Consider the following 21735-nt stretch of genomic DNA (forward strand, 5'->3'; position numbering starts at 1 on the left):
TAAACTCCACGACAGCCGCAATCGCCCCAATCGTACCTCTACAGACACTCCCAATGCCCTCGAACACCGCCAAAACCATTACATCAGAGCCTTCTCGGCGCTTTTCTGTTGCGCCGATGATGGACTGGACTGACCGCCACTGCCGTTTCTTCCTGCGGCTGCTGTCGCAAAACGCCCTGCTCTACACCGAGATGGTCACCACCGGTGCGTTGCTGCACGGTGATGCGGAGCGTTTTCTGCGTCATGACGAGGCTGAGTACCCGTTGGCGTTGCAGTTGGGCGGCAGTGTTCCGGCGGACCTGGCGGCCTGTGCGCGCCTGGCGCAGGGCGCGGGCTATAACGAGGTGAACCTGAACGTCGGCTGCCCGAGCGACCGTGTGCAGAACAACATGATCGGCGCCTGCCTGATGGGGCATCCGGCGCTGGTTGCCGATTGCGTGAAGGCGATGATCGATGCGGTGGATATTCCGGTAACGGTCAAGCACCGTATCGGGATCAATGGCCGCGACAGTTATGCCGAGCTGTGCGATTTCGTCGGCCAGGTGCGTGAGGCCGGCTGCCGCAGTTTCACCGTGCATGCCCGTATCGCGATTCTCGAAGGCCTGTCGCCGAAGGAGAACCGCGAGATCCCGCCACTGCGCTATGACGTGGCGGCGCAGTTGAAGCAGGACTTCCCCGACCTGGAGCTGATCCTCAACGGCGGGATCAAGACGCTTGATGAGTGCAAGGTGCACCTGCAGACGTTCGACGGGGTGATGCTGGGCCGCGAGGCATATCACAACCCTTACCTGTTGGCCGAAGTCGATCAACAGTTGTTCGGCAGCACGGCTGCGGTGATTTCGCGCAGTGACGCGCTGGCCAAGCTGCGTCCGTACATCGCGGCGCACCTGGCGGCAGGTGGTGCGATGCACCATATCACCCGGCATGTTCTCGGCCTCGGCCAAGGTTTCCCGGGGGCGCGCAAGTTCCGCCAGTTGCTGTCGGTGGACATCCACAAGACCCAGGATCCTCTAGGCCTGCTCGATCAGGCCAGCCAGCTTTTGCAAGGGCGCTAAGCCGGGAACCTGTAAACGTTTTACGACTCGAAGGGTTATCGACCTCCTGCCTGCCAGCACGGCCCTTGAGCGGCTGGCAGGGCTCGGGTAATGTCGTAGGAATCGCACAGGACAGAGCACGCTCATGACTTCCAAGCTGGACCAACTCAAGCAGTTCACTACCGTGGTTGCCGATACCGGCGATATTGATGCAATCAGCCGCCTCAAGCCCGTCGATGCCACCACCAACCCGTCGCTGCTGCTCAAGGCTGCGGCGATGCCCGGTTACGCCGAGCTGCTCGACCAGGCCGTGCGTAACAGCAAAGGCGACCTGGGGCTGGCCTGCGATGCCTTCGCGGTGGCCGTCGGCAGCGGTATCCTGAAAGTCATTCCAGGGCGTATTTCCACCGAAGTGGATGCACGCCTGTCGTTCGATGAGCCGGCCCTGCTGAGCAAGGCGCGCCAACTGATCGAGCTGTACGACAAGGCCGGCGTTGGCCGTGACCGCGTACTGATCAAGCTGGCTTCGACCTGGGAAGGTATTCGCGCTGCCGAAAAGCTCGAACGCGAAGGTATCCAGACCAACCTGACCCTGCTGTTCTCTTTCGCACAGGCTGTGGCCTGCGCCGATGCCGGGGTGTTCCTGATCTCGCCATTCGTAGGCCGGATCTATGACTGGTACAAGAAGTCCACCGGCAAGGAGTATGTCGGTGCCGAAGACCCGGGCGTGCAGTCGGTCACGCGCATTTACAACTACTACAAGGCCAATGGCTACGACACCGTGGTCATGGGCGCCAGTTTCCGCAATATCGGCCAGATCGAACAGTTGGCCGGCTGCGACCGCCTGACCATCAGCCCGGAGCTACTGCAGCAACTGACCGACGACCAAGGCGAACTGGTGCGTAAACTCAGCCCGGGCCATGCTGGCGAGCCGCGCCAGCACCTGAGCGAGAGCCAGTACCGCTGGGCCATGAACGAAGACGCGATGGGCACCGAAAAACTGGCCGAAGGCATTCGCCAGTTCGCCCGCGACCAGGAAAAGCTTGAAGCCTTGCTGGCCGCAAAAGCCTGAGGCAATGCGCTGCCGAAGCAGGTTCGCCTGCTTCGACGCCCTCCCCGCGCATGCCACTCCCCGCCTGAGTTGACCTGAGTTGCCGATGCCCGAAAACCCTACCTTGCCGCTGGTGCTGGCTGGCCCGTTGTTACGCCGCCTGGAACCTTCGCGGTTGGTGATGTGGCTGGTCGCTTCACAGCCGCTACAGCCTGATCTGTTGTTGTACTGCACGGGGACAGCCCCCATTGAACTGCCCCTGGAAGGCGAGCGTTGTCGCATTGTGCCAATTGGCCGCCATGCCTTTGTGCACTTGATCGACGTGAAGCTGGACACCCCCTTGCCCGTCGATGAAGCGATCGGCTATGACCTGATCATTCACGGCGCCAGCGAGCCGCAGCGTATCGCCGACTGGGCACCGCACCTGCTGTATGACGGCAAGCAACGCCCTGACTTCGTTTTGCGTGCACAACTGGACAACGTGCTGCATGGCTCTTGCCGTAAACCGCACTTCGACGCGGCAGACGGCCTGCTCTGCGCCGACCGACTGCTGGCGACCGAGCACACTGCGCAGGCACGCCCGGCACTGCTGATGATGAGCGGCGACCAGATCTACGCCGACGATGTCGCTGGGCCCATGCTGCGTGCTATCCATGCCTTGATTGCTCGCCTGGCGCTGTTCGAGGAGCGTTTGGAGGGCGCTGTGGTCGAGGACAGCACCGCGCTGTACGAGCACCCTGCCAGTTACTACCACCGCGCTGACCTGCTGCCTGAAATCAAGAGCAACGAAACCCTGCGCGAGCGGTTTTTCGGCGGTGCCAGCAAACCTATTTTCACCAGCAGCAATGCCGACAATCACTTGGTCACCTTCGCTGAAGTCATGGCCATGTACCTGCTGGTGTGGTCGCCCGTCTGCTGGACGCTGATCGATCCGCAACCGCCAGCACTGACGCCTGAGCGCCAACAACGTTACGACGATGAGCAAGCCGTGATTCGCAGGTTCGTCGCAGGCCTTGGCCAGGTTGCCCGCGTGCTGGCGCACCTGCCGAGCCTGATGATCTTTGACGACCACGACATTACCGACGATTGGAACCTGTCGGCGCAGTGGGAGGAAAGTGCCTATGGCCACCCCTTCTCGCGACGCATCATCGGCAATGCACTGATCGGTTACCTGCTTTGCCAGGGCTGGGGCAACAATCCGGACGCATTCACGCGGTTACTGGCAAGCTGGCAGGGCCTGGCCGACGGCGCCATGAACGACCGCTACCTGAACAGACCGCAACAGGATGCGCTGATCGGTGAGCTGCTGCGTTTCCAGAACTGGCACTATGCGCTGCCCAGCACCCCAGCGCTGCTGGTACTCGACACCCGCACCCGCCGCTGGCGCAGCGAGAGCAACCTCAAGCGCCCTTCAGGCTTGCTTGACTGGGAAGCCCTCAGCGAACTGCAACAGGCCCTGCTTGACCACCCTTCAGCGATTATCGTCTCGCCGGCGCCGATCTTCGGCGTCAAGCTGATTGAAACCGTACAACGGGTATTCAGTTGGCTAGGCTATCCGCTGCTGGTGGATGCCGAGAACTGGATGGCTCATCGGGGGGCAGCGCAGGTGATCCTGAATATTTTCCGCCACTCACGCACACCCGGGCATTACGTGATCCTCTCGGGTGATGTGCATTACTCGTTTGTCTACGAAGTGCTGATTCGTCACCGCCAACGCAGCCCACACCTCTGGCAGATCACCAGCAGCGGTATCAAGAACCAGTTTCCACGGCGCCTGCTGGAGACCTTCGACCGCCTCAACCGCTGGCTGTATTCACCCCGTTCGCCACTGAACTGGCTGACCAAGCGTCGGCGTATGGAAGTCATTCCGCGCACCCCGACACACAGCAAGGCTGGCGAGCGACTGTGGAACAGCGCAGGCCTGGGTCAGGTGTTTTTCAACGCGCAGGGGCAGCCGGAGCGAGTTTTCCAGCTCAACGCAGACGGCTCGCCGCCCACAGAGTTTCCTCGCGGGCAACGCCAGTAGTCAGGGAAGTTACCAGGGAGCGCAGAAACGCGCCCCTGGGCACGATCAGGTTCGCTCGAGGGCGTTGACCAGGTCGTGGAAAGCTTCGCGATTGGAATCGTTCAGGCCCATGAGGATCTTGTGCGCCTCAAGTACCTTGGCCCGTACCACGTCCTCGCTCTGGTCCTGAGACGGCAGGTCGGTGAGGCATTCCGGGCACGGGATCGGCCGGTCGACGATGTTGAATACCTGATCGAAACCCATCGACTGCAACAGCCGGGTGATGTCGGCGTGGGTGGTGACCACGGTCGGCAGCAGCCCAACCTTCTGCCGCGAGAGAATCGACAGCTTGGCCAACAGGCCCAGGGTGGTGCTGTCGATGCTTTGGGTTTCGGTCAAATCAATCACGATCGCCGAAAAATTCAGCGCGGTGAAGATTTTTTCAATAGTCGCATCCAACGCCGAACACAGGGTAAGGCGTACTTCACCGACGAACTTCAGAACGAAGGTGCCATTCTGCTCGGCGAACTGGATTCTACCAGTACTCATTGAAGGTTCCTGCTCAACACCAATAGGGCGATATCATCCGGCATCTCCCCAAGCGTAGCCAATCCGAATCGTTGCCGCAGCCCATCCAGGCTGCCGCCCGCTGCCTTGACGATTTCCGGCAAGGCGGCTTCTTTATCTTTGAGTGTGCTGCCAGGCAAAAGGTCCAGAATGCCATCAGATAGCAGCGTAAGGCTGAATGCTGGTGGCAACTCCATGACCAGGTCCTGGTAGGTGGCTTCCTCGAACAACCCCACCGGCAGCCCGCGACCGTCGAGGTAGCGGCTCTGGCCTGGGGTATACAACACCGGCAACGGCAAGTGCCCGCCAATACTGTAGGTCAGAAGACCGGTGTCTTCATCGATCACGCCACCTACCATAGTGACATGTTTGCCCAGCTTGCAGTTGATCAACCCTCGGTTGATGTGCCCGAGCACTTCCGAGGGTTTGAAATCACGCAGGGTGCCACTGCGCTTGAACTCGAACAACAGGCGCGTGGTCATGAACTTGAGCAGCACCGTGACGAAGGCGGACGACGCCCCATGGCCGGAAACATCCGCCAGGTAAAAGGCAATACGGCGCTCGTCGACACGGAAGTAATCGGCAAAATCGCCCGAGAGATAGAGCGACGGAATGATCTGGTGCTCGAATGAAAAGCCACCAGCCACCCAGGGGCTTTCCGGCAACATGTTCATCTGCACCTGACGACCCGCTGTCTGGTCCTCCTGCAACAGGTGCAGGCTGGCTTCCAGTTCGCGGTTGGCCGCTTCAAGTTTCTCCCGGTAGCGCTGGTTTTCCAGTACCAGTTGCGCACGGTCCAGTGCTCGACGCACCGAGTGCTCAAGTACTGCAAGGTCTTCCAGAGGCTTGATCAGGTAATCGGCAGCACCCAGCCGCAGCGCTTCGACGGCGTCATTCATGACCCCGGCGCCAGACACCACAATGACCGGCAGATCAGGCGTGCGCTCAGTCACCTGGCGAATCAGCTCCAGGCCACCCATCTGCGGCATGCGCAGGTCGCAAATCACGAGATCGGGCTGGTTCTGCTCGAAGACTTGAAGACCCTGCTGGCCATTACTCGCTTGCAGGACATTGAAACCGCTGTCTTCGAGGTAGGCGGCGAGACTGGCACGTACTACGTCGTCATCGTCGATTATCAGCAGCGTTGCACTGGTTTTCTGCATGTGGGCAAACGGCGCCAGAAATAGGTTGGGGTAGGCGGCTCGGTCGGGCCGGAGCGCACTTACTGGATTCACTTCTAGCCTCTCTTCTATGAGTTGTAGGACAAGATGACCTGCCCAGCAAATATCAGAGGTGCCCTGTAAGGCGCAGACGGTACTCCCATCTGCCGGGTGTTTCAAGCTCACGCCGATGGTCGCTGACGCTCTTTACAGCGCAAAGAGCCGGGAGTTATAAAAACGGCTTTGACCGCAACCCAATGGAAGGATGCAGGTATGAGTCGAATCCACGCAGACTACAGCGAAAAGCGCGATTTCATTCGAATGAAAGTGGACAAGGATGTCAGCCTGATCCACGCCGACCAGGTCATCGCCGCTGTATGTCTGGATCTTTCAAGCAGCGGCCTGCAGGTTCAGGCCCCCCGCTCGTTCAAGGTCGGTGACGCGCTTGAGGTGCGTATCGAGTCTGATCACCCCGCCCTCAAAGGGCTGGAGGCCAGTACCCGGGTCGTGTGGATCGCCGATCAGGCCGAAGGCCAGCAGAAACTGGGCCTGCGCATCATCGAAATGCACTGAGCCACGCCCAGGAAAGAGGTGCACGCTTGCTAAGCAGCAGCGATACCATCACAGGCAAGCGTGCTCCCACGGTGCAGGAGCGGGTCTTGCCAGCGATGCACGCGCTGCGTATCGGCCGACGGCGGCCGGGACGCCTTTTAGCGCTTCTGCGGATCAGAAGTCGTCTTCGACCTGCCCATCCTTGACCTTGAACTCACGGTTTTGCAGGTAGGCGTTGCGGATGAAGGTGTACTTGTCGCCACGAATCATCTTCTCGGCTGACAACAGGCTGGCACGGGTATCCACTACATCAACGCCAATACTGGTGTTACGGGTCGGGATATGGCCCATGTAACGGAAGGGTTCGGTGTAAGTGTCCGGGTACTTGGAAATGGCATCACGGACGTTGCTTGGGCCCAGGAATGGCAATACGACGTATGGGCCGCTGCTTACGCCCCAGTAACCCAGCGTTTGGCCGAAGTCTTCATCGTTGCGCTCCAGCCCCATCTTGGTGCCCACATCGAAGAAACCGACAAGGCCAAAGGTGGTGTTGAAGATCAGCCGTGCGGTATCGACCCCGGCAGCACGAGGCTTGAGCTGCAGGACATCGTTGGCCAGGTTGCCAACATCACCGATGTTACGAAACATGTTGTGGATACCGTCTTCCAGAAACTGTGGCGTGACGGCCTGGTAACCCTGCGCCAAAGGCTTGAGCGCATAGGTGTCGATCGTATCGTTGAAGCGGAAGATGGGCCGGTTGATGCTCTCCCATGGGTCTTCCTCGGTTGCCGCCTGGGCCGCCAGGGGCCCCAGCAGCAGCCCGGCACAGACGCAGACACGGGTCATCCGATCAATCAAGCCTGTACCAATCCTGCGCATACACTCACTCCTCGACAATCACAAGGCGCTATCCGCGCCCCAAACTCAAAAATGAGATCAGTATAAAGGGTATGTCTCAGATTAGTCAGCGCGACATGGCCGGGATCAGCAAAATGTAAACAATTGCCACAGTGTTGATCGTCATCTGGCTGTCACCCGCTGAGCGTAGCCTGCAAGGTTATTTCAGGGACGATGCCATGCCCCAATCACCTGCTTTAACCGCACTGCTATTCGGACTACGCGGCTGCCTGGTTGACTTTGGCGCACGTAGCAATAGTTTCGAGCATTCGCCACAGGCGACTCCCGGCGCACTGCCGGCATTGGCGCGCCTGCGCAGGCAAGCCGTGCCCTGCGGCTGGATCGATGAAATCCCGATCGCTGTGGCCGAACACTTGAGCCGCCCATTGCCCGATTGGCTCAAGCCGCACAGCAGTATGCACGACACGCCCTGGCCGGCACCGGACGCGTGCTGGCATGCGTTGATGGCGCTGAAAGTAAGCCAACTGGATGGCTGCGTGCTGGTCAGCGGCGAACCCAGGTTGCTGCAGTCCGGGCTCAACGCGGGTCTCTGGACCATAGGCCTGGCGGCATGCGGCTCATTATGTGGCTTGAGCAGCAGCCAGTGGCAGGCCTTGAGCCCGCAAGAGCAGGCACACAAACGCGGCAAGGCGACACTGCAGCTCTATGCCTTGGGCGTGCACTCAGTCATCGACCATCTGGAAGCGCTCGACGATTGCCTCGCCGATATCGGCCAGCGTCGACTCAAAGGCGAAAAGCCCTGACACACCACCGTTGATCCGGGTCATGCAAAGCAACGCCGAGTGGATTACCCTGTCAGACATGGCATGGACCTTTCGCCAGTGGCGGTGGTCCATGGCTGTGCCTATTCATAGAGGGAGATCACCATGCCTGCCCGCGAACTGCAACAGCAAATCGAGGCCCTGCGCGAGCAACTGGAGCAAAATCCACCGCTCTCACTGGAAGAGCGTGAAAACCTGCAACAGCTGATGCAACAGATCGAAGCCGAGCTCAAACTGGAGCAATTCTCCACAGAAAACAACCTGGTAGACGGGGTGAACCTGGCGGTCGAACGCTTCGAAGTCGACCACCCTGGCCTGACAGCCACCTTGCGCAATATCGTTCAGAGCCTGCAAAGCATGGGTATCTGAGAGTACCAGAGCCAGCACCTGCAGCCCTGCAGGCGCTGGTGCTACTGGCGTACCAACCGCGAATTGCCCAGGCTGATCGTATCGGTACTGCGGTAGGGGTTGATGTCCAGCCCGCCACGGCGCACATAACGCGCATACACCGTCAGCGTCTCAGGCTTGAGCAGACGCTTGAGGTCGAGGTAGATCCGCTCCACGCACTGTTCATGGAAGTCCGCATGCTGGCGGAAGCTGATCAGGTAGGCCAACAGGCTGGCAGGGTCGAGTGCCGGGCCACGGTAATGCACGGTCACGCTACCCCAGTCCGGCTGGCCGGTGACCGGGCAGTTGGATTTGAGCAAATGGCTGTGCAGGGTTTCTTCAATTACCCGTCCGGTATCGCAGCGCAGCAACTCCGGCTGAGGATGCTCGTACTGGCTGATGCTGACATCCAGGTCATCAATACAGACACCCGGCAACGCCGCTACGCCCTCCCCTTCGACCTCAGACAAGGTACGCACGCGCACACCGACCGGCTTGCCAGCGGCCGCCGAAAGGTCTTTTTCCAGGCAGGCCTGCAGCGCTTGCACCGAGGCGAATACAGTCTGGTTCAGCGAATTGAGGTAGAGCTTGAACGACTTCGACTCAATGATGTTCGGCGAATCGGCCGGGATCGCAAACTCACCGATGGCCACCACCGGCTTGCCGGACGGCAGCAGCCAGGACAGCTCAAAGCAGTTCCAGTAGTCGACACCCTGCCACGGCAAGGTGTCGGCGCTGACACCCAGCTCAGCCCACTTCGCCGCACGCGGGATCGGGAACAACAGGGACGGGGTGTAAGTGGCGATGTATTCGCTGGACTTGCCCAGCGGGGAATGTTCGGCGGCGGGGTGCATGGCTCAAACCTGAAGGACGAAATACGCCTAGTTTATCGGGTTTGTGCCATGCGTTGGGCAATCACCTGTCACTGAGCGATGGTCAGCTTGCCCACCATGCCGGCCTGGTAGTGGCCCGGAACGTTGCAGGCGAACTCGATCGGGGTCGACTGAGTGAACGTCCAGGTCAGTTCTGCGGTCTTGCCGGGAGCGACCATTACCACATTGGCATCGTCATGGGACATCCCGCCCCCGTGCATCATCCCGCCATGATTCATCGTCATGTGGCTCATGTTTCCATGTTCCATTTTTGCGTGATCCATCCCACCCGGCATGGCGAGCATTTCCTGTTGATGCCGAGCATGCATGGCCGCATCACCGAGGTTGAACTCGTGTGGCAACTGGCCCTTGTTGATCAGCACGAAACGTACGGTCTCACCCGCCTTGACCTGCAGCGCACGCGGGGCAAAGTACATATCGCCAAGTTCCACCTCGACAGTACGGGTTGCCTGGTCTGCGGTAGCGGGATGACCGAAGGCAAAGGGTTGCGCCGGCGCAGCAAACAGCGGCAGGCTGAACAGCGCCAAGGCGCCGGCAAGGATAAAACGTGACATGGTCGGTTTACTCCGGGGTTGTCTCGATATGACAGCCACTCTAGCGAGGTGCCACTGGCAACCAGCTGACGAAAAGATTACAACTTTGTCAGCTTTGCCTTTTGCCATTCACACCACGGTATAACGCCCTGCCCACCCTTACCATGAGCGCCCCATGAAACTGCTGATCGTCGAAGACCAGGCCAAGACCGGCCAGTACCTGTGCCAGGGCTTGAGCGAAGCCGGGTTCAGCGCAGAGCTGGCCACCGATGGTAATACGGGCCAGCACCTGGCGCTCAGCGGCGATTACGCGCTGTTGATTCTCGATGTCATGCTGCCGGGCCGTGATGGCTGGCAGATCCTGCAGGCGGTGCGCGCTGCCGGGCTGGATACCCCGGTACTGTTCCTGACGGCGCGCGATGCCGTGGAAGACCGCGTGCACGGCCTGGAACTGGGTGCCGACGATTACCTGGTCAAGCCGTTCGCCTTTTCCGAATTGCTGGCGCGGGTACGCACCCTGCTGCGTCGCGGCAGCAGCCCGACACAAGAAACCCTGCTGGGTGTGGCAGACCTGAGCCTTGACCTGATCCGCCGCCGGGTGGAACGCGCCGGGCAACGCATCGACCTGACCGCCAAGGAGTTTTCCCTGCTTGAACTGCTGCTGCGCCGCCAAGGCGAAGTACTGCCAAAATCGCTGATTGCCTCGCAGGTGTGGGACATGAACTTTGAAAGCGACACCAACGTGATCGAGGTCGCTATCCGCCGCCTGCGCCTCAAAATCGACGACGCACACGACAACAAGCTCATCCATACCGTGCGCGGCATGGGCTACGTCCTCGAAGAGCGGACGGCCTGATGCGCCGTCTTTCACTCGGCAACCGCCTGGCGCTGCTGTTTGCGGCCTGCACGGCGGTGGTCTCGCTGTTTGCTGGCGTACTGTTCAGTCGCGCCAGCGAAACTCATTTCATCGAGTTGGACCAGCAATTGCTCAGCGGCCGCCTGTCGTTGATGCGTCAGCTACTTGAGGGCGTGCATGACCCTGCAAGCCTGAACACGCGGCTGCCTGCGCTGCAGACGGAGCTAAGCCATCAGGCCGATCTGGCCGTGCGCATCCGCGGCAATGACGGACGCCTGTGGTTCGATAGCCAGCCCGGCCTGCCGGACTCGCCAATGTCGCCCGGCCTGAACACCCTGACGAGCGACGGCGCCGACTATCGCAGTCTCAGCGAACCCCTCGACGGCGACGGCACACCGAACCTGACACTGTTCCTCGACATCACCCATCACCAGCACTTCCTGCAGCGCATGCAACGGCTGATCTGGCTGACCGTGGGTCTCTCGGCACTGGCCACCGCCCTGCTCGGTGCCTGGGCCGTACGCAGTGGCCTGCGCCCCTTACGGCAGATGGGTGAAGTGGCGGCCGGGGTTTCGGCCCGATCGCTGACCACTCGCCTGCCGGTAGCCCAGATGCCGATTGAGCTCGCGGACCTGGCGAACACCGTCAACGCCATGCTTGAGCGACTGGACGATGCCTTCCAGCGCCTTTCGGCATTCTCTTCCGACATCGCCCATGAGTTGCGTACGCCGCTGTCCAATCTGCTGACCCACACCCAGGTCACCCTGACCCGTCCGCGCAGCCTGGAAGAGTACCGCGAGGCCCTGCACGGCAACCTTGAAGAGCTGCAGTGGGTGGCTCAACTGGTCAACGACATGCTATACCTGGCCAAGGCCGATAACGGCCTGCTAATGCCCAGCCGCCAGCCGCTGGCATTGGAAGATGAGGTTGGCGCACTGCTGGAGTACTACGCACCATTAGCCGAGGACGCCCAGGTTCGCTTGAGCCATATTGGCCAGGCGCGACTGGAAGGCGACCGCCACATGTTGCGCCGGGCACTGTCCAATCTGCTGGACAATGCCTTGCGGTTTACCCCGGCTGGCGGCGATATACGCCTGAAGATTGAGCAGCAGGATGCGGGTGTGCGGCTGGAAGTGGCCAACAGCGGCGAGCCGATTGACCCAGCGCTGATACCGCGGCTGTTCGACCGATTCTACCGCGTCGACCCGGCCCGCCATGAAGGTAACAATGAGCACGCAGGCTTGGGCCTGGCGATCACCCAATCGATCATCAAGGCGCATGGCGGAACCATTCATGGCGAATCAGCGCAGGGCTGGACGCGCTTCGTGATTGAGTTGCCGACAGCGTAGGGGGGCTGCAGCCCATCCTGTAGGAGCCGGGCTTGCCCGCGATGGCATCAGCGTGGTGCCAGCAGGTTCGCGGTGCTTGCATCGCAGGCAAGCCTGCTCCAACGCATCCTGTAGGAGCCGGGCTTGCCCGCGATGGCATCGGCGCGGTGTCAGCAAGTTCGCAGTGCTTGCATCGCAGGCAAGCCTGCTCCAACGCATCCTGTAGGAGCCGGGCTTGCCCGCGATGGCATCGGCGCGGTGTCAGCAGGTTCGCGGGGCTTGCATCGCAGGCAAGCCTACTCCAACACATCCTGTAGGAGCCGGGCTTGCCCGCGATGGCATCAGCGTGGTGCCAGCAGGTTCGCGGTGCTTGCATCGCAGGCAAACCTGCTCCAACGCATCTTGCAGGAGCCGGGCTTGCCCGCGATGGTATCAGCGCGGTGTCAGCAGGTTCGCGGTGCTTGCATCGCAGGCAAGCCTGCTCCAACACATCCTGTAGGAGCGGGGCTTGCCCGCGATAGCATCAGCGTAGTGTCAGCAGGTTCGCGGTGCTTGCATCGCAGGCAAGCCTGCTCCAACGCATCCTGTAGGAGCCGGGCTTGCCCGCGATAGCATCAGCGCGGTGCCAGCAAGGTCGCGGTGCTTGCATCGCAGGCAAGCCTGCTCCAACAGGGCTGCAATGGGCTTACTCATAACGCAGGGCGTACGCTGGCTCTACCTGCGAGGCACGCCACGCTGGATACAGCGTCGCCAGGAAGCTCATCACCAGCCCTGCACTGCAGATCAACGCCACATCGCCCCATTGCAGCTCCGACGGCAAGGTACTGACGAAGTACACGTCGGAGGTGAAGATATGCTGCCCGCTTACACGCTCAAGCCAACCGACCAGTTGGCTGACATTGATCGCGGCGATCACCCCGAGTACGCCCCCGATCAGCGTGCCGACGATACCGATCAATGTCCCCTGCACCATGAACGTGCCCATGATCTGCGCGGGCGTGGCGCCGATGGTGCGCAGGATCGCGATATCCGCGCCCTTGTCATTCACGACCATGATCAGGGTGGCAATGATGTTGAACGCCGCCACCGCGATGATCATCATCAACAGCAGGCCAATCATGGTCTTTTCCATTTTCATGGCACTGAACAGGCTACCCTGGGTGTGGGTCCAGTCATCGGCGCGGTACTGGTCACCCAACTGACCGACAATCGCTGCCGACACCTGAGGTGCGCTGTACAGGTCCTGCACCTTGATGCGTACACCCTGCACCTGGTTCGGCGCCCAATGTTGCATCTGCGCCGCATCGGCCATGTGGATCAGGCCCATGGAGCCATCAAGCTCGGCACCAACCTTGAACACGCCCACCACGTTCAGGCGCTGCATGCGCGGGGTAATACCGCCTGGCGCGGTGCTGACTTCCGGCACGATCAAGGTGAGCTTGTCACCGACATTCAAATGGAAGCGCCGCGCTGTAATCTCACCGATCACCACGCCGAACTCATCCGGCTTCAGGTCATCCAGGCGCCCCTGAACGATGTGACTGGCAACGATCGACACCTTGGCTTCCTGAGCCGGGTCGATACCGCTGATCTGGATCGGCTGCATCATGCCCTTGTAGGACAGCATGCCTTCAAGCTCTGTCAGCGGTGCTGCGGCAATCACCTGCGGGTTCTTCAGCGCACTAGCGGCCACGGCTTGCCAGTCATCCACCGGCTTGACGCCCAGCAGGGCAGCATGGGGCACCATGCCGAGAATCCGTGCGCTCATTTCACGCTGGAAACCGTTCATGACCGACAGCACCACGATCATCGCCAGCACGCCCAGGGCCAGGCCGATCATCGAGGTCATGGAGATGAACGAGATAAAGTGGTTACGGCGCTTGGCGCGGGTGTAGCGTGCGCCAATGAAAATAGACAAGGGTCTGAACATGAACTGAAGCACCCGGAAAAAGAGAAAGAACACGGTGCCGGCCATTCACGACCGACACCCTGTACGGCCAGATCAGATCGGCACCAGACGCCCTTCTTCCAGGCGCAGTACGCGGTCCATCTGCCGGGCCAGGCTGAGGTCGTGGGTTACCACCAGAAAGGCGGTCTGCGACGAACTGCTCAGCTCCTTCATCAGTTCCTGGATACCTTGGGCGGTATGCTGGTCGAGGTTGCCGGTCGGCTCATCAAGCATGACCAGGCCAGGGCGATTGACCAGCGCTCGCGCAATGGCCACGCGCTGACGTTCGCCACCAGACAGTTCAGACGGTTTGTGGCTCAGACGATGCCCCAGCCCTACCCGCTTGAGCAGCGCTTCAGCGCGCTCGCGCGCCTCAGGAATGGCGGTACGACCAATCAGCAGCGGCATGCAGACGTTCTCCAGCGCGGTGAACTCTGGCAACAGGTGGTGGAACTGGTAGACAAACCCCAGCGCACGGTTGCGCAACAGGCCTCGGGCCCGCTCACCCAGCGCCGAAAGCTCTTCACCAGCCAGCCAGACACTGCCCTCGGTGGGCGTATCCAGGCCACCCAGCAGGTTGAGCAAGGTACTCTTGCCCGAGCCGGAACTGCCGACGATGGCAATCCGCTCACCCGGGTGCAGTTCCAACTGCAGGCCCGAGAGCACCCGAACCGACTCCGGGCCCTCCTCATAGGACTTGCCCAGGTTGCGGCAACTCAGCACAGCTTTATTACTCATGCCCAACTCACTCATAACGTAGCGCCTCCGCTGGCTGGGTGCGTGCCGCACGCCAGGCCGGATACAGGGTGGCGAGGAAACTCAGGACCAGTGCCGCGCCACAGACCATCCAGACATCCTCGGCCATCACCTGGGACGGCAGGTAGTCGATGAAATAGACGTCGGCATTGAGGAATTTGTGGCCGATCAACGACTCAAGGCCGGCGATCGCAGCACTGACGTTCAGGGCAGCGGCAATGCCGATCACCGCACCGATAAGCGTACCGACCACGCCAATGACCGTACCCTGGACCATGAAGATTGCCATGATCTGCCCCGGGGTTGCCCCCAGGGTGCGCAGAATGGCGATATCGCCCTTCTTGTCGTTCACCACCATCACCAGCGTGGAGATGATATTGAACGCAGCGACAGCGACAATCAGCAGCAACAACAGGCCGATCATGGCTTTTTCCATGCGGATGGCCTGGTACAGGTTGCCGTGGCTGCGGGTCCAGTCGCGGGCGTAGAACTCCTGGTCACCCAGTTTCTGGGCGATGCTCCAGGCCGTGCGCGGCGCCTGGAACAGGTCATCGAACTTCAGGCGCAGGCCTTGCACCTGGTCGGCTTTCCAACGGTGCAAGCGCGACAGGTCGGAGAGGTTGGTCAACCCGAGGTAGCCGTCGATCTCGCCAGCGCCAACATGGAAGATGCCGACCACGGTGAAACGCTTCATGCGCGGGAACATACCAGCAGGCGTCACGGTCACTTCAGGTGCAACGAAGGTCAGCTTGTCGCCAATGCCGACGCCCAACTTGGTCGCCGCCTTGTCGCCGATCATGATGCCGAACTCACCGGGCACCAGGTCATCAAGCCGGCCCTGGCGGATAAAGTCATCGATGATCGAGACCTTGCGCTCCTGACCTGGGTCAATGCCGTTGAGCAAGACTTTCTGCACCTTGCCATCGTGAGTCAGCAACCCTTGCATCTGGGTGAACGGTGCCACCGCCACCACCTGCGGGTTCTGCTTTACTGTATCGGCAAGTGCAGGCCAGTTATTGATGGGCTGGCCGGTTTCAAGCGTGGCATGGGGCACCATGCCCAGTACGCGGGTACGCATCTCATGATCGAAGCCATTCATGACCGAAAGCACCACGATCATCACCACCACGCCCAGGGCGAGGCCGATCATCGAGGTCAGGGAAATGAACGAGACGAAGTGGTTGCGGCGCTTGGCACGGGTATAACGCGTACCGATGAATACGAAGAGAGGTCTGAACATGTCGGGGCTTGTTCGGATGAAAGAGGAACGTCCTTGTGGCGGGGCTTGGACAGCAGCTTTACACTCAGACCACCGCCGCTACCATGGGTTCGCCATGTCGACATTAGATGAAGAAGATCGCCGCGAATACTACCGTATCGAGGATAGGATCGCACTGGAAATTCGCCCACTGAACGTTGCCGATGCGTCTGGCACAGAGTTGTTGCAAGATGCGTCACCGCTGTTCAACCTGCTCAGCGAACTGCACCTGAGCGAATTCGAGTCACAGCACCTGTTGCGCCAGCTCAGCGAAAAGGACCGCACCCTCGCAGCCTTTCTCAAAGCCCAGAACAAACGCATCGATTTGCTCAGCCAGGTAGTCGCCCAGAGCCTGCTCGGGCAGATCGGCGAACCGCACGCCGTAAAACTCTCCGAAGGCGGCATCGAGGCCCGCCAGCGCCAGGCGCTGGCTGTGGGCAGCCGCGTCGCGGTGAAAATGGTGTTGATGCCGCAAGCCCTGGGGCTACTGCTACGCGCCAAGATCACGCATTGCGACAGCAAGCCTGACGGGCTGTTCGATATTGGCGCCGAGTTCGTCGACATCACCGACGCACAACGCCAGCTACTGGCGCGCTACATCCTGCAACGCCAGGCGCAACAACGGCGCCAGGCACTGGAGCAGAACAGCGCAACGCCCACCTGAGTTTCACTCTTTACCTTGAAGGAACAAACGTGACCCAGATCTACGGCCACCGTGGCGCCAAGGGCGAAGCGCCCGAGAATACCCTGACCAGCTTCCAGCAATGCCTGAGCCATGGCGTGCGGCGTTGCGAACTCGACCTGCACCTGTCTGCCGACAATGAACTGATGGTCATTCACGACCCGACACTCAAGCGCACTACCGGTCGACGCGGCAAGGTGGTTGAGCACAACGCCAGTGACCTGGTGACCTATGACGCACGCAAGGGTGGGCCGGGCTGGGTACACCCCTGCCCCATCCCGCGCCTTGAGGAACTGTTCGAGAAGTGCGATTTCGAGCACTGGCAACTTGAGGTCAAGAGCGCCTCACGCATGCGTGCCGCCACCACGGTACTGGCTATCCGCGAAATGGCGCTGCGCTTTGGCCTGCTCGACAAGATCACCATCACCTCCAGCTCACGGGAAGTGCTCGCTGCCGCCCTGGAATTGACCCCGGACATCTCGCGCGGCCTGGTAGCCGAATACGCCTGGCTCGACCCACTGAAGGTCGCCCAGAACTATGGCTGTGAGATGCTTGCGCTGAACTGGACACTGTGCAGCCCGGAACGCCTGGCAAAAGCTCAGCGCCAGGGCTTGCACGTGTCGGTGTGGACAGTCAACGAACCGGCGCTGATGCGCAGGCTCGCTGACTTCGGCGTAGACAGCCTGATTACAGACTTTCCCGGTTTGGCCACTGCCACCCTCGAGAATTGCTGAAATCGGTCTCCCCGGCCGGCTCAGGCCACCGGCCGGAGCCGCTCAAAAAAGCCGGTTGAGGCCGTCGTAGGCCGCTACCCGATAGGCTTCAGCCATGGTCGGGTAGTTGAAGGTGGTGTTGACGAAGTACTTCAGGGTGTTGCACTCACCCGGCTGGTCCATGATGGCCTGGCCAATGTGAACGATCTCCGACGCCTGATAACCGAAGCAATGTACGCCGAGGATTTCCAGGGTCTCGCGGTGGAACAGGATCTTCAGCATGCCCTGGGGTCTCACCGGCGATCTGCGCACGCGCCATGCTCTTGAAGAACGCCTTGCCGACTTCGTAAGGCACCTTGGCCTGGGTCAGCTCCTGCTCGTTCTTGCCGATCGAGCTGATCTCAGGAATGGTGTAGATACCGGTCGGCACGTCGTTGACGAAGCGCCAGCTGCCGTTATCAACGATGCTGCCCGCTGCCGAACGACCCTGGTCGTGAGCGGCACTGGCCAGACTCGGCCAGCCGATCACATCGCCCGCGCCGTAGATGTTCGGCACACAGGTGCGGTAGTTCTCGTCCACTTCGATCTGGCCACGGCTGTTGACCTTGATACCGATGTTTTCCAGGCCAAGCTTGTCGGTGTTGCCTGTACGGCCGTTGCACCAGAGCAAGGCGTCCGCCTTGATCTTCTTGCCCGACTTCAGGTGCAGGATCACGCCGTTATCCAGCCCTTCAACACGCTCGTAGTCTTCGTTGTGACGTACGGTGATGTTGTTGTTGCTGAAGTGGTAGCTCAACGCCTGGGAGATTTCCGAGTCGAGGAAGCTGAGCAACTGACCACGGTTGTCCACCAGTTCAACCAGTACACCCAGACCACTGAAGATCGAGGCGTATTCGCAACCAATGACACCGGCACCGTAAACGATCAGCTTGCGCGGCGTATGGCCGAGGCTGAGGATGGTGTCGCTATCGTAGATACGCGGGTGATGGAAATCGATATCGGCCGGGCGATAAGGACGCGAGCCGGTAGCGATGATGATGTGCTTGGCTACCAGTTTCTCGACCACGCCGTTGGCGCAGACCACTTCGACGGTCTGTTCGTCAGCGAAGCTGCCGGTACCGAAGAACACGTCAACGCGGTTACGTGCGTAGTAGCCGGTGCGGGAAGCCACCTGCTTGGCGATTACCTTCTCGGCGCTCTTGAGCACGTCCGGGAACGAGAACCAGCGCGGCTCACCAATGGCCCGGAACATCGGGTTGGTGTTGAACTGCATGATCTGGCGCACCGAGTGACGCAGGGCCTTGGACGGGATGGTGCCCAGATGGGTGCAGTTGCCGCCGACCTGGCGACGGCTATCGACCATCGCCACCTTGCGCCCTGCTTTGGCGGCATTCATTGCCGCCCCTTCTCCTGCCGGGCCGGACCCCAGCACCACTACGTCGTAGTTGTAGACAGCCATGCGTACTCCTTCAGAACAGGCCCGCTCGCCACGCCGGCGATCGGGGCTAGATCATGCCGCCAAGAGCGTCATGAAAATATTCGGGTGCAGTCTAATCAAGCGTGAACGCCGCGCACATTAACCCTTGGTCGCGTCGTAGGCTATTTTTCTCTGCACTACATCTCACACTGCAACAGTCTGTTACTGCGCGTGCATCAGTCGCTCAAATGCAGGCGTCGCATGGGAGACGAAGCCTGTATCGGCACGGGTCACGAAAACTGCTGCTACATTGTATTTCAAGGCAAACGCCCAGCCCTGTTCAGGGCCGAGGATCAGCAACACCGTGGACATGCCATCGGCCATCAGCGTTGAGGGATCAAGCACCGTGACCGAAGCCAGACGATGGCTGACCGGTGCACCAAGCCGCGCATCAAAGACATGCGAAAAACGCTGGCCATTCTGCTCGAAAAAATTGCGATAGTCTCCTGATGTAGAAACACCGTAACCCTCAAGCGCCAGCACTTGCTGAGCGACCTGCTGATCGGTACGCGGCCATTCCAGCGCAATGCGCCACGGATTGCCATCCGGCTTGCGCCCCACCGCCTTGAGTTCACCTGTCACTTCAACCAGGTAGCTGCTCACACCCAGCGCACGCATTCGCTCGACCAGCAAATCGACGGCATGGCCGGCAGCGATGCTGTTGAAGGCCAGCTCCAGCGGGGCATCCTTGCACAACTGCAGCCCGTCGATCTGCAGGTGTTCGTGGCCAACACGCCCGCGGGCTGCAGCCAACGCCTGCGCACCGGGCACCTGTTCACCCCGGGACTGCGGGCCAAAGCCCCACACATCAAGCAATGGCTCAACGGTCAGGTCAAAGGCGCCCTGGCTTTGCCGCGACAACTGCTCACCCAACTGCACCAGTTGCAGCACGTCTGCCGGCATGACCTGACAACTGTTGGCCGGCAAACGGTTGAACTGCGCAATCAGTGAGTCGCTGCGGTAGGTAGAAAACGTATGGTCGATCTGCTGGAGAACCGCTTCTACCGCAAGCCGGACCTGCTCCGGCGCCGGGCCCTGAGCCGTACGCACATACTGCACCGTGTAGGTACTGCCCATGGTCGGGCCACTGATGCGCTCCAGCGAAGGCGTACGGTCGCAACCGCACAGCCACAGCGCCAGAATCACCAGCCCCCCACCTGCCCACCGCGCCATTACGCCTCCTTGAGCCCAGACACAAAAAACGGGAACCCTGGGGTTCCCGTCTTGTGCAACCTGATGACCGCTTAGTGCGGGAATGCAGGCGGGTTGACCCCGGCCATGTCTTCCATCACACGCACGACCTGGCAGCTGTAACCGAATTCGTTGTCGTACCAAACGTACAGGACAACGCGGTTATCGTTGCAGATGGTCGCTTCGGCATCGACGACGCCCGCGTGGCGCGAACCAACGAAGTCGGTGGAAACCACTTCCTGGGAGCTCACGTAGTCGATCTGCTTGTGCAGGTCCGAGTGCATGGCCATCTGGCGCAGGTACTCGTTGATCTCTTCGCGAGAAGTCGCCTTCTCCAGGTTCAGGTTCAGGATAGCCATCGAGACGTTAGGCGTCGGAACGCGGATAGCGTTGCCGGTCAGCTTGCCCTTGAGCACTGGCAGTGCCTTGGCGGCAGCGGTGGCAGCACCGGTCTCGGTGATCACCATGTTCAACGGAGCGCTACGACCACGGCGGCTGCCTTTGTGGAAGTTGTCGATCAGGTTCTGGTCGTTGGTGTACGAGTGAACGGTTTCGACGTGGCCGTTGACGATGCCGAACTTGTCATTCACAGCCTTGAGCACCGGCACGATGGCGTTGGTGGTGCAGGAGGCCGCCGAAATGATCTTGTCTTCAGGGCTGATTTCGCCGTGGTTGATACCGTGAACGATGTTCTTCAGGGCACCTTTGCCAGGCGCGGTGAGGATCACACGGGAAGCACCCGGGCAGGCCAGGTGTTGACCCAGGCCCTCGGCATCACGCCATACACCGGTGTTGTCGACGATCAGAGCGTCCTTGATGCCGTACTGGGTGTAGTCGACTTCACTTGGGCTCTTCGCGTAGATCACCTGGATCAGGTTACCGTTGGCGGTGATGGTGTTGTTTTCTTCATCGATGGTGATGGTGCCATCGAATGGACCATGTACCGAGTCACGGCGCAGCAGGCTGGCGCGCTTGACCAGGTCGTTGGTAGCACCTTTACGCACGACAATGGCGCGCAGGCGCAGGCCGTCGCCACCACCGGTCTTCTCGATCAGGATACGGGCCAGCAGGCGACCGATACGACCGAAGCCGTACAGGACCACATCAGTGCCCTTGCGTGCCGAAGCGTTCTGCTTGCCGACCACGTCGGCCATTTCTTCGCGCACGAACTGCTCGGCGGTACGGCCGTTGCCTTGTTCCTTGAACTTGACAGCCAGCTTGCCCAGGTCGACCGAGGCGGCGCCCAGCTTCAGCTCGCTCATGGCCTTGAGCAGCGGGAATGTCTCGTGGACAGACAGTTCGGATTCGTCGGACTGGCGATGACGCGCAAAGCGGTGGGCCTTGAGGATCGCAATCACTGAACGGTTGATCAGGCTACGGCCATAGATCGAGCTCACCACGTTGTTATTGCGGTAGAGCTGACCGATAAGCGGGATCATCGCTTCTGCAAGCGCTTCACGATCAATCCACTCACCAAGACACTGGTCGGGCTTCTGAGTCACGGGAACCTTCCACATGTAGGGACAGAAAAAAGGGGCTACATTATGACGCCCCGAGGTGTTTCGAGCAATGCGCGCCTGTCGCTCCTCTTATCGCGGCATCACATCCGTGGTTTTTTGCCCCCTTCGCGCCTGACAGGCCGCCCCCAGGCCCGGTACAATCGAC

20 protein-coding genes and 1 pseudogene are annotated in these 21735 nt (G+C 60.5%); 10 read left to right on the forward strand and 11 right to left on the reverse strand.

The features are described from left to right. Positions 1 to 53: 53 nt before the first annotated feature. The 3 genes from dusA (at position 54) to ACZ9H3_RS07915 (ending at position 4111) form a co-directional block, all read left to right on the forward strand. Positions 54 to 1055 (forward strand): tRNA dihydrouridine(20/20a) synthase DusA, encoded by a 1002-nt coding sequence (gene dusA / locus ACZ9H3_RS07905; RefSeq protein ID WP_476220254.1) that lies wholly within the window; start codon positions 54 to 56, stop codon positions 1053 to 1055. 124 nt (positions 1056 to 1179) lie between these two features. Beyond that, on the forward strand, positions 1180 to 2106 hold the full coding sequence (gene tal, locus ACZ9H3_RS07910; RefSeq protein ID WP_065758486.1) for a transaldolase: 927 nt from the start codon (positions 1180 to 1182) through the stop codon (positions 2104 to 2106). A gap of 85 nt (positions 2107 to 2191) precedes the next feature. Beyond that, the gene (locus tag ACZ9H3_RS07915) at positions 2192 to 4111 is read left to right on the forward strand and encodes an alkaline phosphatase D family protein (RefSeq protein WP_476220255.1); all 1920 of its coding nucleotides are present in this window, start codon (positions 2192 to 2194) and stop codon (positions 4109 to 4111) included. Between the two features lie 45 nt (positions 4112 to 4156). Here ACZ9H3_RS07915 and rssC read toward each other — a convergent pair whose 3' ends face one another. Continuing rightward, positions 4157 to 4639, reverse strand: a complete 483-nt coding sequence (rssC, locus tag ACZ9H3_RS07920) for an anti-sigma factor antagonist RssC (RefSeq protein WP_065758484.1) — start codon at positions 4637 to 4639, stop codon at positions 4157 to 4159. Beyond that, on the reverse strand, positions 4636 to 5820 hold the full coding sequence (rssB, locus tag ACZ9H3_RS07925) for a two-component system response regulator RssB (protein ID WP_476220257.1): 1185 nt from the start codon (positions 5818 to 5820) through the stop codon (positions 4636 to 4638). Before rssB ends, rssC begins: the two co-directional genes overlap by 4 nt. 270 nt (positions 5821 to 6090) lie before the next feature. Between rssB and ACZ9H3_RS07930 the strand changes: the two genes are divergently transcribed. Beyond that, positions 6091 to 6390 carry a PilZ domain-containing protein gene (locus ACZ9H3_RS07930; RefSeq protein WP_099775387.1) on the forward strand — a complete coding sequence of 100 codons (300 nt, stop codon included), beginning with the start codon at positions 6091 to 6093 and terminating at the stop codon, positions 6388 to 6390. A 153-nt stretch (positions 6391 to 6543) separates the two neighbouring features. Here ACZ9H3_RS07930 and ACZ9H3_RS07935 read toward each other — a convergent pair whose 3' ends face one another. Then, on the reverse strand, positions 6544 to 7248 hold the full coding sequence (locus ACZ9H3_RS07935; RefSeq protein ID WP_099775388.1) for an MlaA family lipoprotein: 705 nt from the start codon (positions 7246 to 7248) through the stop codon (positions 6544 to 6546). Between the two features lie 197 nt (positions 7249 to 7445). On the opposite strand from ACZ9H3_RS07935, the gene ACZ9H3_RS07940 reads away from it, so the two are divergent. Both ACZ9H3_RS07940 and ACZ9H3_RS07945 read left to right on the forward strand, forming a co-directional pair. Beyond that, the gene (locus ACZ9H3_RS07940) at positions 7446 to 8030 is read left to right on the forward strand and encodes a phosphonoacetaldehyde phosphonohydrolase-related protein (protein WP_476220258.1); all 585 of its coding nucleotides are present in this window, start codon (positions 7446 to 7448) and stop codon (positions 8028 to 8030) included. A 123-nt stretch (positions 8031 to 8153) separates the two neighbouring features. Next, positions 8154 to 8417, forward strand: a complete 264-nt coding sequence (locus ACZ9H3_RS07945) for a DUF4404 family protein (protein ID WP_065758479.1) — start codon at positions 8154 to 8156, stop codon at positions 8415 to 8417. Between the two features lie 41 nt (positions 8418 to 8458). Here the strand turns inward: ACZ9H3_RS07945 and queF are convergent, their stop codons facing one another. Beyond that, positions 8459 to 9289 (reverse strand): NADPH-dependent 7-cyano-7-deazaguanine reductase QueF, encoded by an 831-nt coding sequence (gene queF, locus ACZ9H3_RS07950; RefSeq protein WP_454242023.1) that lies wholly within the window; start codon positions 9287 to 9289, stop codon positions 8459 to 8461. Between the two features lie 68 nt (positions 9290 to 9357). After that, complete coding sequence (locus tag ACZ9H3_RS07955; protein ID WP_476220259.1) at positions 9358 to 9882, reverse strand: cupredoxin domain-containing protein; 525 nt, start codon at positions 9880 to 9882, stop codon at positions 9358 to 9360. A gap of 154 nt (positions 9883 to 10036) precedes the next feature. Here ACZ9H3_RS07955 and ACZ9H3_RS07960 point away from each other — a divergent pair, with 154 nt between their 5' ends. Then, entirely contained in the window at positions 10037 to 10717 is a 681-nt protein-coding gene (locus ACZ9H3_RS07960) for a heavy metal response regulator transcription factor (protein WP_065758476.1), read from the forward strand. Further along, a complete protein-coding gene (locus tag ACZ9H3_RS07965; RefSeq protein ID WP_476222730.1) occupies positions 10714 to 12066 on the forward strand; it encodes a heavy metal sensor histidine kinase in 1353 nt (450 codons plus the stop codon). The genes ACZ9H3_RS07960 and ACZ9H3_RS07965 overlap by 4 nt, the downstream gene beginning before the upstream one ends. Positions 12067 to 12730: 664 nt before the next feature. On the opposite strand, the gene ACZ9H3_RS07970 is transcribed toward ACZ9H3_RS07965, so the two are convergent. The 3 genes from ACZ9H3_RS07970 to ACZ9H3_RS07980 all read right to left on the reverse strand — a co-directional run bounded on the left by ACZ9H3_RS07970 (position 12731) and on the right by ACZ9H3_RS07980 (position 15989). Further along, the gene (locus ACZ9H3_RS07970; protein WP_476220260.1) at positions 12731 to 13975 is read right to left on the reverse strand and encodes a lipoprotein-releasing ABC transporter permease subunit; all 1245 of its coding nucleotides are present in this window, start codon (positions 13973 to 13975) and stop codon (positions 12731 to 12733) included. Between the two features lie 72 nt (positions 13976 to 14047). Further along, the gene (gene lolD / locus ACZ9H3_RS07975; protein WP_176717400.1) at positions 14048 to 14731 is read right to left on the reverse strand and encodes a lipoprotein-releasing ABC transporter ATP-binding protein LolD; all 684 of its coding nucleotides are present in this window, start codon (positions 14729 to 14731) and stop codon (positions 14048 to 14050) included. Positions 14732 to 14738: 7 nt separating this feature from the next. Beyond that, positions 14739 to 15989: a lipoprotein-releasing ABC transporter permease subunit gene (locus tag ACZ9H3_RS07980; RefSeq protein WP_065758473.1), complete on the reverse strand. Its 1251-nt coding sequence runs from the start codon at positions 15987 to 15989 to the stop codon at positions 14739 to 14741. Between the two features lie 94 nt (positions 15990 to 16083). Between ACZ9H3_RS07980 and ACZ9H3_RS07985 the strand changes: the two genes are divergently transcribed. Together ACZ9H3_RS07985 and ACZ9H3_RS07990 are read left to right on the forward strand one after the other, a co-directional pair. Beyond that, on the forward strand, positions 16084 to 16671 hold the full coding sequence (locus ACZ9H3_RS07985) for a PilZ domain-containing protein (RefSeq protein ID WP_476220261.1): 588 nt from the start codon (positions 16084 to 16086) through the stop codon (positions 16669 to 16671). A gap of 29 nt (positions 16672 to 16700) precedes the next feature. Further along, a complete protein-coding gene (locus tag ACZ9H3_RS07990; protein WP_065758471.1) occupies positions 16701 to 17423 on the forward strand; it encodes a glycerophosphodiester phosphodiesterase in 723 nt (240 codons plus the stop codon). Between the two features lie 42 nt (positions 17424 to 17465). Here the strand turns inward: ACZ9H3_RS07990 and sthA are convergent. From sthA to ACZ9H3_RS08005, 3 genes and pseudogenes are all read right to left on the reverse strand, one after another. Further along, positions 17466 to 18861: pseudogene (gene sthA / locus ACZ9H3_RS07995) on the reverse strand (Si-specific NAD(P)(+) transhydrogenase). A gap of 180 nt (positions 18862 to 19041) precedes the next feature. Continuing rightward, the gene (locus ACZ9H3_RS08000) at positions 19042 to 20052 is read right to left on the reverse strand and encodes an FAD:protein FMN transferase (RefSeq protein WP_476220263.1); all 1011 of its coding nucleotides are present in this window, start codon (positions 20050 to 20052) and stop codon (positions 19042 to 19044) included. A 71-nt stretch (positions 20053 to 20123) separates the two neighbouring features. Then, positions 20124 to 21587 (reverse strand): glyceraldehyde-3-phosphate dehydrogenase, encoded by a 1464-nt coding sequence (locus ACZ9H3_RS08005; protein ID WP_065758468.1) that lies wholly within the window; start codon positions 21585 to 21587, stop codon positions 20124 to 20126. Positions 21588 to 21735: the final 148 nt, after the last annotated feature.

Source organism: Pseudomonas sp. TE3910 (assembly GCF_056279025.1).

Excerpts from the sequence above, each read along its gene's own strand:
- dusA (WP_476220254.1), top strand. The coding sequence starts at position 54 with ATGCCCTCGAACACCGCCAAAACCATTACATCAGAGCCTTCTCGGCGC.
- tal (WP_065758486.1), top strand. The coding sequence starts at position 1,180 with ATGACTTCCAAGCTGGACCAACTCAAGCAGTTCACTACCGTGGTTGCC.
- ACZ9H3_RS07915 (WP_476220255.1), top strand. The coding sequence starts at position 2,192 with ATGCCCGAAAACCCTACCTTGCCGCTGGTGCTGGCTGGCCCGTTGTTA.
- rssC (WP_065758484.1), bottom strand. The coding sequence starts at position 4,639 with ATGAGTACTGGTAGAATCCAGTTCGCCGAGCAGAATGGCACCTTCGTT.
- rssB (WP_476220257.1), bottom strand. The coding sequence starts at position 5,820 with ATGCAGAAAACCAGTGCAACGCTGCTGATAATCGACGATGACGACGTA.
- ACZ9H3_RS07930 (WP_099775387.1), top strand. The coding sequence starts at position 6,091 with ATGAGTCGAATCCACGCAGACTACAGCGAAAAGCGCGATTTCATTCGA.
- ACZ9H3_RS07935 (WP_099775388.1), bottom strand. The coding sequence starts at position 7,248 with ATGCGCAGGATTGGTACAGGCTTGATTGATCGGATGACCCGTGTCTGC.
- ACZ9H3_RS07940 (WP_476220258.1), top strand. The coding sequence starts at position 7,446 with ATGCCCCAATCACCTGCTTTAACCGCACTGCTATTCGGACTACGCGGC.
- ACZ9H3_RS07945 (WP_065758479.1), top strand. The coding sequence starts at position 8,154 with ATGCCTGCCCGCGAACTGCAACAGCAAATCGAGGCCCTGCGCGAGCAA.
- queF (WP_454242023.1), bottom strand. The coding sequence starts at position 9,289 with ATGCACCCCGCCGCCGAACATTCCCCGCTGGGCAAGTCCAGCGAATAC.
- ACZ9H3_RS07955 (WP_476220259.1), bottom strand. The coding sequence starts at position 9,882 with ATGTCACGTTTTATCCTTGCCGGCGCCTTGGCGCTGTTCAGCCTGCCG.
- ACZ9H3_RS07960 (WP_065758476.1), top strand. The coding sequence starts at position 10,037 with ATGAAACTGCTGATCGTCGAAGACCAGGCCAAGACCGGCCAGTACCTG.
- ACZ9H3_RS07970 (WP_476220260.1), bottom strand. The coding sequence starts at position 13,975 with ATGTTCAGACCCTTGTCTATTTTCATTGGCGCACGCTACACCCGCGCC.
- lolD (WP_176717400.1), bottom strand. The coding sequence starts at position 14,731 with ATGAGTAATAAAGCTGTGCTGAGTTGCCGCAACCTGGGCAAGTCCTAT.
- ACZ9H3_RS07980 (WP_065758473.1), bottom strand. The coding sequence starts at position 15,989 with ATGTTCAGACCTCTCTTCGTATTCATCGGTACGCGTTATACCCGTGCC.
- ACZ9H3_RS07985 (WP_476220261.1), top strand. The coding sequence starts at position 16,084 with ATGTCGACATTAGATGAAGAAGATCGCCGCGAATACTACCGTATCGAG.
- ACZ9H3_RS08000 (WP_476220263.1), bottom strand. The coding sequence starts at position 20,052 with ATGGCGCGGTGGGCAGGTGGGGGGCTGGTGATTCTGGCGCTGTGGCTG.
- ACZ9H3_RS08005 (WP_065758468.1), bottom strand. The coding sequence starts at position 21,587 with ATGTGGAAGGTTCCCGTGACTCAGAAGCCCGACCAGTGTCTTGGTGAG.